We start from the raw sequence: 13,132 nt of genomic DNA on the forward strand, positions 1-13,132 counted from the left end.
TTAGTAGCACTTTGCGCAGATTCTATGCCGGCTACATGCCATTTTCGGCATAAATTTCAAAAGAAAAGTAGCTCAGCGATCCAGCTTGAGAAACACTTCGGGGTCAGGCGCGAAGCTGCTGTACAAAGGCAACAAGCCACCACCGAGTGCGCGCGCGTCTGCTCCAATCGTGCCGGAGAGTAGGGCGGGTGTGTTGACACCTTCCCAGCTGAAGTACGTCAGGTGTTCGCGCAACTGAGCTTGCAACTTGTGCAGTAAGCCACGCCCCAAATTGCCATCCACGATCACGGCCTCAAGATCCAAGAGGCATGCGGCGTTATGAACGATCAAACCTAACGCGGGCACGGCTTGTGCTAGCCAGGCTTGCGTATGAGGGAGGTAGTCGCGCTCTAAGGCCTGATCGCTGTAGCAGGCATCGCCTTCCAGCCCGGCAGCTATCAGGCGTGCTTCGAGTTGATGCAAGGAGGCGATGCTCAGGGCCTGAGGCGGTGAGGCCGCATGTTCTTGCGCCACACTGCAGGCCATCGAGCCTACCGCGCCCGCATTGCCTGTGAGGCCACTGCGCCATTGGTTATCCAGCACAAGGCCGCCGCCAATGAAGGTATCGATGAACACATACACAAAGCTCTTCGTGTTACGCCCGCGCCCTGCCACCAGCTCAGCCACACACGCAGCGGCCGTGTCTTTGATGAATTGCACAGGGATTGGCGTGAGCTTGCTGAGCTCGGTGCCCAGATCAAATGCGCCCCAAGCCGCAGCGCGATCTGGATCAACACCCAGCACATTTGGCCAGCCCCCAATCGACAGAGGTGCGGCCACACCAATGCCTGCAATACGTTCAGACAGTTCTGCACCCAGGCGTTGAGGCATGGTCAGCAGTTGCTTTTTCAAGTGCGCAAGCAACTGAGGTGGATCTGGAAAATCATACGAGAGTGAATCTCGCTCACGCACCTGGCCTGTGAAATCCAATAGCAGTGTATCGACGCTGCGCCGCCCCACTTTGATACCAATGGAAAAAGCGCCATCAGGATTGAGCGCAATCGGCACGCTGGGCTGACCCACCTTGCCGCGTACTGCTTCTTGCTTGACGACCAAACCATCTCCGATCAGCCGATCAATGATGAGCGATACGGTTTGTGTGGACAGATGCGTTAGGCGTGCGAGTTCAGCTTTGGGGCAGCTACCGTGCAAACGAATGGCTTGCAACACCACACGCTCGTTGTATTGGCGCATGCCCAACTGATTGGAGCCACGCGGCTTGAAATGCAAGCCTTCGTCGCTGGCATTCTCGTTCGCGTGCGTGCTTACATCAAAGTCCTGCATCTGAAGTCAGCACGCCTTTTTTGAAAATGAAATTAGCGTAAGCAGCAGTCTCGCCAGTCTGGACAATCACATAAGCTTTTTGCGCTTGCTCATAAAACGCAAATCGCTCCAGCGCCTGTACGTTGATGCCTCGGTTGGCAGGGTCGGCATGCACTAACAGGTAGACGGCTTCTTGCGCGGCGTTGCGATAGCCGGCAGGTGATTCGCTGGCATGCATGTAAGCCACGGGCTGCTCTTTGGGTATACCCAGTGGCAGCACGGATAGCACCGCTTGCGCTGCTCTAAGCAGACTCACGCCGGGCAAGCGAATGATGACTTGCGATGTGGTTTGTGAGCGGTAGCGCATCGCCGTGAAATTCGCATCGGCAAGCACAATCGAATCTTCGTGCCCCATTTCCGCGAGTGCTTTCAGCAGCTCTGGGCAAAGGACGGGATCAATATTTTTCAGCATGGTGCAGGATCAGAGCATGTCTTATGCCAGAGCATCGATTGGCAGTTCATCAACAGTTTTTGCACCCGTCATCACCGCCACCGTATCGCTCATGCTGATCTTTTTAGGATTCACAATCGCAGCGCGTTTACCCAAGCGCTGGATGTGGATACGGTCTGCAATTTCAAAGACATGCGGCATATTGTGGGAAATCAAAATCACGGGCAGACCTTTGTCGCGCACACGGCGAATCAGCTCCAGCACCATATTACCTTCTTTCACGCCCAGCGCTGCCGTGGGCTCATCCATGATGACCACATGTTTGGCGAAAGCCGCTGCGCGCGCCACGGCGACGCATTGGCGCTGACCACCAGAGAGCGTCTCGACAGACTGCGTCATGGAGCGGATGCCCACTTTGAGATCATTCATACGCTCGACAGCTTGCGCGAGCATGGTTTTCTTATCAAGAATTCTCAGCAAACGACCGATCGCGCCAAACCTGGTGAGCTCGCGGCCAAGGAAGAGATTCTCTGCAATCGTCATCGCTGGTGCCACTGCAAGATCTTGGTACACCGTCTCAATCCCGGAGCGGCGCGCATCAATCGGTGATTTGAAATACACCGCTTGGCCATCGAGCAGGATGCTGCCTTCATCGGGCACAGTTGCGCCCGAGAGTGCTTTAATGAGAGACGACTTACCAGCGCCGTTGTCACCAATCACCGCCATGATTTCGCCTTCGCGCAGCTCAAAATCCACACCATCAAGTGCGGTGACTTGACCGTAGCGCTTGATCAAACCTTTGGCTTCAAAAACAAGGGGTCTGCTCATGATCAACGTGCCTTCTTGTGAGAGAGCTGATCCACAGCCACCGCCAAAATCACCAGCACGCCTGTGACCAGCAGCTGCACGACCGAAGGCACACCCATCAGCGTAAGCCCATTGCGAAACACACCGACGATCACCGCACCGACCAGCGTACCTAAAATAATGCCACGCCCACCAAACAGCGAGGTTCCACCCAGCACCACAGCCGTGATCGCATCGAGATTTTCTGTTTGCCCTGCTTGCGGATCGCCGATGCCGGTGCGCGCGACTGAAAGCATAGCGGCAAGGCCATAAAAAACACCAGCAAGGACGTAAACGCCGATCAACACTTTGTCCACGCCAATACCCGTGAGGCGCGAAGCCTCGGGCGCATTGCCCACAGCGTAGATGTGCCGCCCAGGGGCTGTGTCGCTCAAAAAGCGCCACATCAAAATATACAAACCGATCATGATCAGCGTGCCATAGCTCACTTGCGTGCCAAAGGCATCAAAGGTATTGCCAATCATCGTTAGGCTTTCTGGCAAATCCGTCACAGATGCTGACGAGGTGTAGATCTGCGTTGTCGCAAACGCAATATTCATCGTGCCTAAAGTGACGATGAAGGAGGGCAGCTTTGCCTTCGTGACCAGCAGGCCATTGATCAGGCCAAACAAAGCTGTCACGGCAATGCCGCAGAGTATGGCCAAGCCAACAGGTAGCTCGTTTTCTACGGCGAGCTTGGTCATCACCATTGAGCCCAGCGCCATCACCATGCCGCAAGACAAATCAATGCCAGCGGTGAGGATGATGAGCGTCATGCCGATAGCCAAGACGCCCACCACCATCACCTGCTGCGTGATCAGGGAGAGGTTTTCTCCCGTGAAGAAGCGATCTGTTTGCGAGGCAAAAAAGAGGCAGGCTGCGGCCAAAGCCACCCAGGGCCCGAGCACATTCCAAGGGAGATTTTTCACGGTCTGCATCATTTTTTGCACACTCAACTCAGTTCAGATTACTTCTTGCCCCAGCACATGTCCAGGCCCTTCTTGGTGTCCACGCTATCCACACCTTTGATGGCTGTGTTGGCGATCAAAGTCACGCCGGTATCAACGTAGCCAGATTGTTTTTTGCCTGTCTTAGCGTATTCCACGCCAGCGGCCACGCCCATCGAAGCCATCTTCAGGGGGTATTGCTGCGAGGTTGCGGCGATGATGCCTTTGGCTGTCTCTTTGATGCCTTGGCAGCCACCGTCAACCGACACAATCGTCACGCCTTTTTCTTTACCTGCTTTTTTCAGCGCGTTGTAGGCACCCACAGCGGCTGGCTCATTGATCGTGTACACGAGGTTCACGTCTGGGTTTTTCTGCAAGCAGTTTTCCATGCCGGTTTGGCCTTTGGCGGTGTCACCAAAGCTGTCAGCCATGCAGACCACGCCAGCAGCCTTGCCGCCGAGCTCATTGCTCTTGGCATCGGGTGCCGTCATGCCCATGCCCTTCAAGAAACCGTTGTGACGCTGCGCGCCCACGGGGTGACCTGGGAACAAATCGAGGGTCACGATTTTGGCTGGCTTGCCGCCCAGAGCTGCTTTGGCGTATTCACCGATCAGCACGCCAGCTTTGTAGTTGTCAGTTGCAAACAAGGCATCAGCGCCTTCAACCGGGCTGTCCAACGCAATCACTTGCACGCCTTTGGCTTGCGCCTTCTTGATGGCGGGCACAACGGCATCGCCGCTGGAGGTGATGAGAATGGTTTTCGCACCAGCGGAAGTCATGTTCTCAATCGCTGCGATCTGGCTGGCAGTGTCGCCGTCTTGTTTGCCAGCAGCGGTCATCAGCTTCACGCCAGATTTCTTGGCTTCAGCTTGCGCGCCTTCCTTCATCTTCACGAAGAAAGGGTTGGTTTCGGTTTTGGTGATGAGGCCGACAACGACCTGATCTTTGGCGATAGCTGCACCGGCAAGGGCGATGCCAGCGAGAGCCAACGTGGCTTTGAGTTTGAAGGACATGCTTGTCTCCTGAGAATGAAGTTGAAAAATTTGAACGACGTATAGCAGCTCATTTGCGTGCTGTTGATATTCTCTTGCAGAAATGATTAATAAATCAAGTGGTTTTATTTATGGAAAACCCTATACTTTCGCTCAGTAAAAATCCGCTCTAATTCTCTTCATGATTGCTTGTTACGGCGAAGCCTTGGTTGATCTTTTTGTGAGTCCTTACTCTCGTGATAGCCTGCGTACAGATTCGCAAGCTTGTCTTGGCGGTTCAGTTTTTAATTTCTGTCTTGCGGCGCAGCGGCAGGGCATGAACAGTCTGTATCTCAATGCTTTGTCGACTGATAGCTTTGGGCGGCAGTTTGCTCATTTGCTGCAAACGGAAGGTGTATTGATTGATGCGGAGGCCTGTCCAGAGCCAACATCGATTGCCGTGATCCAGTTGGATACGCAGGGCAAAGCTACTTATGCATTTCATCGTATAGGTATTGCAGATACTGCGCGAAGTGCTGCAAAAATCATAGCGAATTGGCGATCCGAGGTGACAAGTTTGCACACGGGATGCTTGATGCTGATGCCGGATACTTGGTTGCAAACCCAGCAAATTGTGGCGCACGCAACCCAAGGCGGTTGCGTGGTGAGCGTCGATGCCAATTTGCGACCCGCTGTTGTGGCGGATCATCCAGCCTATGTGGCCTGTGTCCAAGCGGCTTGCGCTGCAGCGCATGTGGTGAAGGTCAGCGACGATGATTTGGTGACGCTGGGAATGTTAGCGCCTGCAGACATGAGCGATATGCATGCTGTGGTTCGAGCAGCGCGCGAAATGTTGAGTGATGCGAGCACCACGAGGCTCGTGGCATTGACCTTAGGCGAGAGGGGCGCCTGGCTACTCACGCAGGAGCACAGTGTATTTGAAGCAGCACCCAGCGGCGTCATCGTGAAAGACACTGTAGGCGCAGGCGACAGCTTTGCTGCCGCGCTTCTTGCGCATTTGCAGAGCCAAGAGATGCTGACAGTAGCGCGCTTGGAGCAGGGGTTAGCAGTTGAAGTGTTGCATGCTGCATTGCTTCATGCGGTGGCAGCTGCAGCGCTTTGTGTACAGCGCACAGGCTGTGATCCCGCGACTTGGAAAGAAACAGCAGATTTCGTTCGCCGGCAACAATAAAAAAGAAATCAGCTGCGCATAACGCAGGCTTGGGATCTAACTGGCCTTGCCCTTGAGATCACTTGGGCTTATCACTCCAACGATAATCTGAGCATGTTCAGTATCAAAAACAAAACGCTCGCTGCTTGGCTTGCATTTATTGGTGGACCTTTAGGTTTGCATCGCTTTTATTTGCACGGCATGTTGGATTGGATCGGATGGCTGCTGCCCATTCCTACGGCCCTGGGTATCTATGGCATTCAACGCGTGCAGCAGTTGGGGCAGGATGATGTGCTCAGTTGGCTGCTGATTCCATTACTGGGTTTCACGATCGCGGGTTGTGCACTGACGGGCATCGTGTATGCGCTGTCGACGCCTGAGAAGTGGAATGCGAAATTCAATCCTTCATTGGATGCTGAAGCCAAACCAGGGCAGACCAATTGGTTCACCATCATGGCCATTGTTGCTTCACTCATGATTGGCGCTGCTGTGCTGATGGCGAGTATCGCGTTCAGCTTTCAGCGCTACTTTGATTACCAGATCGAAGCATCACGCAAGATTTCGCAGTAATTCATTACACGGGCAAAGCTGTCGTCGATTTCACGCTATCGAGCATGAAGCTCGTTTTGCAATCCTGCACGCTCGGATGCTTGAGCAAGGTATCCATCACAAAGCGCGAGTAGGCAGCCATATCTCGCACCACGACTTTGAGCAAGTAATCCATCTCACCCGTGAGTGCCGCGCACTCCACCACTTCTGGCCACACCTGAACTGCCGTGCGGAACAAATCCATGGGGTTGCGCTTATGGCTTTCTGTGTGTTTTTCCAGGCGCACATTGATGTAGGCCACAAGGCCGAGGCCGACGCTGGTGGGCTTCACAAGTGCCACATAACGATCAATGATCCCAGCTTCTTCCAGGCGCTTGACACGGCGCAACACCGCACTGGGCGAAAGGCTGACGTTTTCTGCGATCACATCATAGGTGGCGCGGCCATCGCTTTGTAATATGCGCAAAATCGCTGAATCTAGCTTGTCGAGTGCTTCCATTGCACGTATTTTGCATGAAAACTGCAAATTCATGCGAATTCGTAGTGGATATTGCAGGAAAAATGACGTGTCCGCGATCTACAGTTCCTTTTGAACGCAAAAGGCGCAAAAAATACGCGGAAGACGCAGAAAGAACTCCAAAAGTTTATAACTGCTCCCTCCTCGATTCATGAATTGATTTTTGGTTTTCTTTTTGCGCCTTCTGCGTTCAAAAAATCCCACTGCAGCTAACCAGAAAGTAAGAAGCGATGAGCACAACAACTTGGGACAATCCCATGGGCACGGCCGGATTTGAATTTATTGAATACGCCGCGCCCGATCCAAAAGCCATGGGCGAACTCTTTGAGCGCATGGGCTTCAAGCCGATTGCCAAGCATCGCCACAAAGCCGTGACGCTTTATCGCCAAGGCGGGATCAACTTCATCATCAATGCAGAGCCGGATTCGTTTGCGCAGCGCTTTGCGCGCCTGCATGGCCCGAGCATTTGTGCGATTGCGTTTCGTGTGAAGGATGCCAAGTTTGCGCATGAGCGCGCGGTGAGCCTGGGCGCATGGAGCTATGGCGGCACGGCGGGCCCCGGTGAGCTGAACATCCCAGCCATCAAGGGCATTGGCGATTCAGTCATTTATTTCGTGGACAAATGGCGCGGTAAGAATGGTGCGAATGATGGTGATCTTGGCAACATCAGTTTCTTTGATGTAGATTTCGAGCCGCTGCCCGGCATCACAGCCACTGATCTGAACCCACCCGGACACGGCCTCACCTACATCGACCATCTCACACACAACGTGCATCGCGGGCGCATGAACGAATGGTCAGAGTTTTACGAGCGCCTCTTCAACTTCCGCGAAGTACGTTACTTTGACATCGAAGGCCAAGCCACAGGCGTGAAGAGCAAGGCCATGACCAGCCCCTGCGGCCAGATTCGTATCCCGATCAACGAAGAAGGCAATGAGAAGGCCGGACAGATCACCGAGTATCTGGATCGCTATCGCGGCGAAGGCATTCAGCACATTGCCATGGGTTCGACGAATTTGTATGACACGGTGGATGCGCTGCAAATGGCGGGGGTGAAGCTCTTGCAAACCAGCGAGACCTACTACGAGCTTCTGCCCAAGCGCATCCCTGGCCATGGTGAAGATGTGGAAGGTTTGAAATCACGCAACATCCTCGTTGATGGCAACAAAGATGAGTTGCTGCTACAAATCTTCAGCGAGAACCAACTTGGCCCGATCTTCTTTGAATTCATTCAACGCAAAGGCAATGAAGGCTTTGGCGAAGGTAACTTCAAAGCGCTGTTTGAGACGATGGAGCTAGATCAAATCAAGCGCGGAGCTTTGAAAGCGTAAAGACGATGGCTGTCAAACCTGTGATCTATGGTCAATCTGATCGCCCCCCGCGTGGGGACTATTCGCGAGCGCGTGAGGATTACACCTGCGATCAAAACTTTACGGCCTACACCGAAGACGATCACGATACATGGCGTAAGCTTTACTCACGACAGCGGGCTTTGCTGCCAGGCTTAGCCGCGCAAAGATTCATCGATCTGCTGCCACAGCTCAATGCCGCTCAAGGTATTCCACGCTTTGAAGACATCAACGCGCGCCTCTTGCCCGCTACGGGTTGGCAACTCGTCGGCGTGCCGGGGCTGATTCCCGAAGTGCCATTTTTCACACTGCTGGCCAATCGCAAATTCCCCGTCACCGATTGGATTCGCACACCAGCTGAGATGGATTACGTCGTCGAGCCTGATATCTTTCACGATCTCTTTGGGCATGTGCCTCTGCTCTTTGATCGCACGTATGCCGATCACATTCAAGCTTATGGCCAGGGCGCGCTGAAAGCGCATGCCTTAGAAAACAAGGATGAGAGTTGTCAAGCTGCAGTCGAGCATTTGTCGCGCTTGTATTGGTACACCATTGAATTCGGTCTGCAGCGAGAGGGCGAAGATGTACGTGCTTACGGCGCAGGTATTCTGAGCAGCCCAGGTGAGCTCGCGCATAGCGTGCAGTCGCCCGAGCCTGAGCGCTTGCCGCTCACTCATCCGCAAGAAATACTGCGCTGCATGGCGTCAACCTACAAGATTGATTCGTATCAGTCACAGTATTTCGTGATCGAAAATTTTGAAGCCCTGCTGGCGTTGACTGCGCCGGATTTCACGCCTTATTACAGACAGTTGGCGCTCAGCTAGAAGAACGCAAAAGTCGCAAAAATACGCAAAAAACGCAGAAGTGGAAACCAAAATTTAAAACCGCTTCGTCTTCTTTTTTACGTCTTTTGCGTAGCTTCTGCGCATTTTGTGTTCTATCGCTTATTTAACCAAAGCCTCCGCCCTCGCGCGCAACACATCGCCTAGCGTGATGCATTGCTGCCGTGCCGTGCCCTTGTAGGTCAACATGAAATTTCGATAAGCATTGCTTTGATACGGATCGCTGATCATGTATCCGACGCGCTCTTTGCACGCGCCGTTCTTGCAGTCCTTCAAGGTCGCGCCATAGATCACACGGCCATCGCGTGTGAGGCCGGGGAAAGCGCTGGCCTGTAGATCGTAATCTGTGCCTGTGGGACGGCCTTCGAGTTCGGATGGCGCGATGTTGAACGGGCGCTTGAGTTCGCGGCTGTACCAATATGCGAAGCCTTGGTATTCCCACGCCAGATTTGCGGCCTGATTCGTTTGCGCAAATCCAAAGATCGCTTTACCACTGGAGAAATCAAAAGCCTCGCGTATTTCGCAGCCTCTGCCGTTTTCATTGAAGCCAAAGACACGCATCGTCTGCTTGCCCTCCAGCGGCATTTGCGGCAGCGCTGCGAACTCCGTGCCATCGACGCTGATCATGGGCAAGGCATACAGCAAGCCGTCTTGCCGAACGCGCTCTTTGCAGTGAAACACAGGGCCAGTGTCTTGTGTGATGCGATGCGTTCGTGTATCCACCTCGATCGTGCGCGAGACGAGTGCGCCTTCGCCTTGCGTTTGCGAATCGCCACTCGCATTTGGCCAAGAGAGCGAGCGGATGCGGATGTGACCGGGCTTTGCAGACGGCAATTCAGCGGCCGCAGCGTAGAAGCCATCCATACCACCACGAAAAACGGGTTGAGGTTTGACGCGCGCGCGTGCCTCAAGCATGATTTGCCGGTTCGCCAAACTTGACAGCGTTTGTTTTTCGCTTGGGTTGGCTACCTGAGCACTGGGCACAAGGCTCTCAAAAGTATAGTGATCCCCATTCGTATCGACCAAATAGCGCCAACTGCTCTGCACAGGAAAGGCTTCGTTTTTGAGCGGCGTGGGAATCGCGCGAACAATCTGCCCATCTGCCGACAATTCGATCAAACTCACCTCGCCGAGCTTGCTTCCAGAGTAGCTGCGCAAGATGTAGCGCCCATCTGGGCTGACGCGTTCGTACGCACCCAGTGCGACTGTCGTCTTGCCATAGGCATCCGTTTGCATGCCGGCGATATTGGCAGGAAGCTCTACAAACTGGTGTGCAGGAATGCAAGCTTGGGGAGCGTTTCTCTCGGAATTTATAGAGGCATTTTGGCCAATTGACGGCATAGATACTGCGCAGAATGCTATAAAGTAAATAGCATTTCGATGTGTGCTGAACGATATCATGGCTGCTTCATGCGCTGATCCAAGCTGCTGATCCAAGCGCTAAAAGGCATCGCACCAACCACGGGTTGAGCATGGATACCACGTGCCGTGATCACAAAAGCGGTTGGAAAATGCCTCAGAGCTTCGCGCTCTATCAATTGAGCAGAACACAGAGGTTTGCTCTGATCCAGCGGCGATACAAAAGGCGGTGTCGCCAGATCAACCTCAGTTGTCGAGCTCGCATAGCGTTGACGAGCTTGCACAAACTCGTCTTTGGGTATTCGCATGTCATGCAGCACCACCAAATCTAAGCCTGCAGTTGCTGCCGCGCGCGAAGCAATGGCGATGTTTTGCACGGAGTACACCATGCGAGGCGACCACACATAAATAAGCGTGCCGCGCTGCTTGCTGCTGGCTTGTAGGTTTTTCAGATTCTGATCATCAAAACATGACTCATTTGATGCTCTAGCCGGCGTTTTCATTGCGCAAGCAGCTATTAAAAAGAGAGTGATCAGGGTTCGCATTTGCAATGCCTCAAGCGCTCCAGCCCAGCAACTCAATCAACTGTGCAGGTTGATCCAGCACCGCATCAGCACCCCAGCTGTGTACCGCATGCTCGCCAAGATAGCCCCAGTTGGCGGCGATGGTAGCCATGCCTGCAGCGCGGCCAGAATCGATATCGCGCTTATCGTCGCCTACGTACCAGCACTTGCGAGGATCAATACCGGCCATGCGCGCCGCAGCGAGCACAGGCTCGGGATGAGGCTTGGTGTGCGGCGTGGAATCGCCGCTGATGACGGCGGCTGCGCCATGCAGCAGCGGCATTTGCACCACCAGCGGATCGGTAAAGCGCTTCGATTTATTCGTCACGATGCCCCACGGCATATTGTTGCGTTTAATCGCAAAGAGCAATTCGCTCACGCCATCAAAAGCAAAGGTGCGAGCAGTCAAATTGCGCTCATAGTTCACATAAAACTCTTCGCGGAAAGCTTCGTAATCCGCGTGATCAGGCTTCATCTCAAAGGCTATTTGCAGCATGCCCCGCGCCCCCGCACCAGCCATTGGGCGATAGCGTTCATAGTCAATCGAAGGCAGGCCGCGATCCGTGCGCAACTTATCAGCAGCAGCGCCTAGATCAGGGGCGCTGTCGATCAAGGTGCCATCGAGATCGAAGAAGATGGCTTGAGGAGCAAAGAGAGAAGGCATTTTTTCAAGTATTTTTAAAGCATTTTGAGTAGTTCGCCGGCATAGAATCTGCGCGAAGTGCTACTAAATTCGTAGCATTCAACTGATGCGGCGCGTCGCCACCATGTAATTCACGCTCGTGTCTTGGTTGTGCCAATAACGGCCTGTGAGCGGATTGTGTTGCAAGCCGCGCATCTCCTGCTCTTGCAAACCCGCCTCGCGTACGTCGCGCAAGAGCTCGCTCGGACGAATGAACTTGGCGTAATCATGTGTGCCACGCGGCAGCATGTTGAGCACATATTCCGCGCCCACCACGGCCAGCAGCCAAGCTTTCGGGTTTCGATTGATCGTGGAAAAAAACACCCAACCGCCGGGCTTGACCATCTTGGCACACGCTTGCACGATGGAGGCGGGCTGGGGCACATGCTCGAGCATTTCCATGCAAGTAATGATGTCGTATTTTGCTGGCTGCTCTTGCGCTAGGGTCTCGGCGCTGATGTCGCGGTATTCAATGTTCGGCGTTTCGGCCTCCAGTGCATGTAATTGCGCGACTTTGAGTGCCTTGCCCGCAAGATCAATACCCAGCACATTCGCACCACGCCGCGCCATCGAATCCGCCAAAATCCCACCGCCGCAGCCCACATCGAGCACCTGTTTGCCTTTGAGCGGCGCGAGGCCATCAATCCAATCTAGGCGCAGGGGATTGATCGCATGCAAGGGTTTGAATTCGCCGGCTGTATCCCACCAGCGATGGGCAAGGGCGGAGAATTTGGCGAGTTCGGCGGGATCAGCGTTGGTGGCAGTTGCAGTGTGTAATGACATAGGTCTAGATTGTGACGCAGACATAAAAAAACCGCCCGAAGGCGGTTTTTTTGAGCGCAAATCCGAAGATTAGCGCTTGGCGCTAAGTGCCAATTAACGATTGGTACGGGTACCGACCACTTCGATCTCGACGCGGCGGTTCTTCGACTTGCCTTCTTTGGTCTTGTTGTCAGCAACTGGCTGCTTCTCGCCCTTGCCTTCGGTGTACACGCGGTTTTTCTCGATGCCTTTGGACACGAGGTAAGCCTTCACAGCTTCAGCGCGAGAAACAGAGAGCTTCTGGTTGAATGCATCGCCACCGTCGCTGTCGGTGTGGCCGACGGCGATGATCACTTCGAGGTTGATGTCCTTGATCTTGCCGACCAAATCATCCATCTTGGCCTTGCCTTCTGGCTTGATGACAGACTTGTTGACGTCAAAGAAAGCGTCAGCAGCGTAGGTCACTTTCGTGGCTGCAGGAGGAGCTGGAGGAGCAACTGGAGCTGGAGCTGGTGCTGGACGTGGCGCTGCGGCTGGAGCTGCAGCAGCGGGTGCTGGAGCAGGAGCAGGAGCTGCTGCTGGAGCAGGTGCAGGTGCAACAATCGCGCCATCGCAACCACGGGCAGCCGTTGCAGGCGTCCAAGCGGCATCACGCCAGCAGAGGGTGCCGTCGGCATTTTTCCACTGCAGATTGCCGTGGCCAGAGCGCCAGTTGTCAGATGCGGTGTTGGAGCCAGCGGCAAAAGCAGAGCCAGCCAATGCGACGGTTGCGAACAACGCGGCGACAGAATTCAGTTTTTTCATGTTCATCCTCAAAATTG

15 protein-coding genes are annotated in these 13,132 nt (G+C 54.1%); 4 read left to right on the top strand and 11 right to left on the bottom strand.

The features are described 5' to 3' along the window. Nucleotides 1–72: 72 nt before the first annotated feature. Genes KIH26_RS00670 through KIH26_RS00690 form a run of 5 tightly spaced genes read right to left on the bottom strand, consistent with a single transcriptional unit; the run spans nucleotide 73 to nucleotide 4,559 of the window. Nucleotides 73–1,323, bottom strand: coding sequence for an ROK family transcriptional regulator (locus KIH26_RS00670; protein ID WP_213441469.1), 1,251 nt, complete (start codon nucleotides 1,321–1,323; stop codon nucleotides 73–75). Further along, nucleotides 1,310–1,774 carry an RbsD/FucU family protein gene (locus KIH26_RS00675; protein ID WP_213441471.1) on the bottom strand — a complete coding sequence of 155 codons (465 nt, stop codon included), beginning with the start codon at nucleotides 1,772–1,774 and terminating at the stop codon, nucleotides 1,310–1,312. The genes KIH26_RS00670 and KIH26_RS00675 overlap by 14 nt, the downstream gene beginning before the upstream one ends. A gap of 21 nt (nucleotides 1,775–1,795) precedes the next feature. Further along, a complete protein-coding gene (locus KIH26_RS00680) occupies nucleotides 1,796–2,581 on the bottom strand; it encodes an ATP-binding cassette domain-containing protein (RefSeq protein WP_213441473.1) in 786 nt (261 codons plus the stop codon). Nucleotides 2,582–2,583: 2 nt separating this feature from the next. Next, entirely contained in the window at nucleotides 2,584–3,537 is a 954-nt protein-coding gene (locus KIH26_RS00685; RefSeq protein ID WP_503005130.1) for an ABC transporter permease, read from the bottom strand. Between the two features lie 29 nt (nucleotides 3,538–3,566). Continuing rightward, a complete protein-coding gene (locus KIH26_RS00690) occupies nucleotides 3,567–4,559 on the bottom strand; it encodes a sugar ABC transporter substrate-binding protein (RefSeq protein WP_213441475.1) in 993 nt (330 codons plus the stop codon). A gap of 160 nt (nucleotides 4,560–4,719) precedes the next feature. Here KIH26_RS00690 and KIH26_RS00695 point away from each other — a divergent pair, with 160 nt between their 5' ends. Together KIH26_RS00695 and KIH26_RS00700 are read left to right on the top strand one after the other, a co-directional pair. Next, nucleotides 4,720–5,709: a carbohydrate kinase family protein gene (locus KIH26_RS00695; RefSeq protein ID WP_213441477.1), complete on the top strand. Its 990-nt coding sequence runs from the start codon at nucleotides 4,720–4,722 to the stop codon at nucleotides 5,707–5,709. A gap of 102 nt (nucleotides 5,710–5,811) precedes the next feature. Beyond that, a complete protein-coding gene (locus KIH26_RS00700; RefSeq protein WP_213444566.1) occupies nucleotides 5,812–6,258 on the top strand; it encodes a TM2 domain-containing protein in 447 nt (148 codons plus the stop codon). A 4-nt stretch (nucleotides 6,259–6,262) separates the two neighbouring features. Here KIH26_RS00700 and KIH26_RS00705 read toward each other — a convergent pair whose 3' ends face one another. Further along, nucleotides 6,263–6,736 carry an Lrp/AsnC family transcriptional regulator gene (locus KIH26_RS00705; protein ID WP_213441479.1) on the bottom strand — a complete coding sequence of 158 codons (474 nt, stop codon included), beginning with the start codon at nucleotides 6,734–6,736 and terminating at the stop codon, nucleotides 6,263–6,265. 248 nt (nucleotides 6,737–6,984) lie between these two features. Here KIH26_RS00705 and hppD point away from each other — a divergent pair, with 248 nt between their 5' ends. Both hppD and phhA read left to right on the top strand, forming a co-directional pair. Next, entirely contained in the window at nucleotides 6,985–8,085 is a 1,101-nt protein-coding gene (hppD, locus tag KIH26_RS00710; RefSeq protein ID WP_213441481.1) for a 4-hydroxyphenylpyruvate dioxygenase, read from the top strand. A 5-nt stretch (nucleotides 8,086–8,090) separates the two neighbouring features. Next, nucleotides 8,091–8,927 carry a phenylalanine 4-monooxygenase gene (gene phhA / locus KIH26_RS00715; protein WP_213441483.1) on the top strand — a complete coding sequence of 279 codons (837 nt, stop codon included), beginning with the start codon at nucleotides 8,091–8,093 and terminating at the stop codon, nucleotides 8,925–8,927. 120 nt (nucleotides 8,928–9,047) lie between these two features. Here phhA and KIH26_RS00720 read toward each other — a convergent pair whose 3' ends face one another. The 5 genes from KIH26_RS00720 to ompA all read right to left on the bottom strand — a co-directional run bounded on the left by KIH26_RS00720 (nucleotide 9,048) and on the right by ompA (nucleotide 13,115). Further along, entirely contained in the window at nucleotides 9,048–10,286 is a 1,239-nt protein-coding gene (locus tag KIH26_RS00720) for a hypothetical protein (RefSeq protein WP_213441485.1), read from the bottom strand. A gap of 56 nt (nucleotides 10,287–10,342) precedes the next feature. Next, nucleotides 10,343–10,849 carry a hypothetical protein gene (locus KIH26_RS00725; protein ID WP_213441487.1) on the bottom strand — a complete coding sequence of 169 codons (507 nt, stop codon included), beginning with the start codon at nucleotides 10,847–10,849 and terminating at the stop codon, nucleotides 10,343–10,345. 10 nt (nucleotides 10,850–10,859) lie between these two features. Next, the gene (locus KIH26_RS00730) at nucleotides 10,860–11,531 is read right to left on the bottom strand and encodes an HAD family hydrolase (protein WP_213441489.1); all 672 of its coding nucleotides are present in this window, start codon (nucleotides 11,529–11,531) and stop codon (nucleotides 10,860–10,862) included. Nucleotides 11,532–11,609: 78 nt separating this feature from the next. After that, nucleotides 11,610–12,332, bottom strand: coding sequence for a bifunctional 2-polyprenyl-6-hydroxyphenol methylase/3-demethylubiquinol 3-O-methyltransferase UbiG (gene ubiG, locus KIH26_RS00735; protein WP_213441491.1), 723 nt, complete (start codon nucleotides 12,330–12,332; stop codon nucleotides 11,610–11,612). 93 nt (nucleotides 12,333–12,425) lie between these two features. Then, nucleotides 12,426–13,115 (bottom strand): outer membrane protein OmpA, encoded by a 690-nt coding sequence (gene ompA / locus KIH26_RS00740; RefSeq protein WP_213441493.1) that lies wholly within the window; start codon nucleotides 13,113–13,115, stop codon nucleotides 12,426–12,428. Nucleotides 13,116–13,132 lie beyond the last annotated feature (17 nt).

The sequence above is a fragment of the Variovorax sp. PCZ-1 genome (genome assembly GCF_018413605.1).
In the GTDB taxonomy this organism is placed as follows: Bacteria; Pseudomonadota; Gammaproteobacteria; order Burkholderiales; family Burkholderiaceae_C; genus JANMDU01.

Excerpts from the sequence above, each read along its gene's own strand:
- KIH26_RS00695 (WP_213441477.1), top strand. The coding sequence starts at position 4,720 with ATGATTGCTTGTTACGGCGAAGCCTTGGTTGATCTTTTTGTGAGTCCT.
- phhA (WP_213441483.1), top strand. The coding sequence starts at position 8,091 with ATGGCTGTCAAACCTGTGATCTATGGTCAATCTGATCGCCCCCCGCGT.
- KIH26_RS00690 (WP_213441475.1), bottom strand. The coding sequence starts at position 4,559 with ATGTCCTTCAAACTCAAAGCCACGTTGGCTCTCGCTGGCATCGCCCTT.
- ubiG (WP_213441491.1), bottom strand. The coding sequence starts at position 12,332 with ATGTCATTACACACTGCAACTGCCACCAACGCTGATCCCGCCGAACTC.
- KIH26_RS00675 (WP_213441471.1), bottom strand. The coding sequence starts at position 1,774 with ATGCTGAAAAATATTGATCCCGTCCTTTGCCCAGAGCTGCTGAAAGCA.
- KIH26_RS00670 (WP_213441469.1), bottom strand. The coding sequence starts at position 1,323 with ATGCAGGACTTTGATGTAAGCACGCACGCGAACGAGAATGCCAGCGAC.
- KIH26_RS00725 (WP_213441487.1), bottom strand. The coding sequence starts at position 10,849 with ATGCGAACCCTGATCACTCTCTTTTTAATAGCTGCTTGCGCAATGAAA.
- KIH26_RS00685 (WP_503005130.1), bottom strand. The coding sequence starts at position 3,537 with ATGCAGACCGTGAAAAATCTCCCTTGGAATGTGCTCGGGCCCTGGGTG.
- KIH26_RS00730 (WP_213441489.1), bottom strand. The coding sequence starts at position 11,531 with ATGCCTTCTCTCTTTGCTCCTCAAGCCATCTTCTTCGATCTCGATGGC.
- hppD (WP_213441481.1), top strand. The coding sequence starts at position 6,985 with ATGAGCACAACAACTTGGGACAATCCCATGGGCACGGCCGGATTTGAA.
- KIH26_RS00705 (WP_213441479.1), bottom strand. The coding sequence starts at position 6,736 with ATGGAAGCACTCGACAAGCTAGATTCAGCGATTTTGCGCATATTACAA.
- KIH26_RS00720 (WP_213441485.1), bottom strand. The coding sequence starts at position 10,286 with ATGCCGTCAATTGGCCAAAATGCCTCTATAAATTCCGAGAGAAACGCT.
- KIH26_RS00680 (WP_213441473.1), bottom strand. The coding sequence starts at position 2,581 with ATGAGCAGACCCCTTGTTTTTGAAGCCAAAGGTTTGATCAAGCGCTAC.
- ompA (WP_213441493.1), bottom strand. The coding sequence starts at position 13,115 with ATGAAAAAACTGAATTCTGTCGCCGCGTTGTTCGCAACCGTCGCATTG.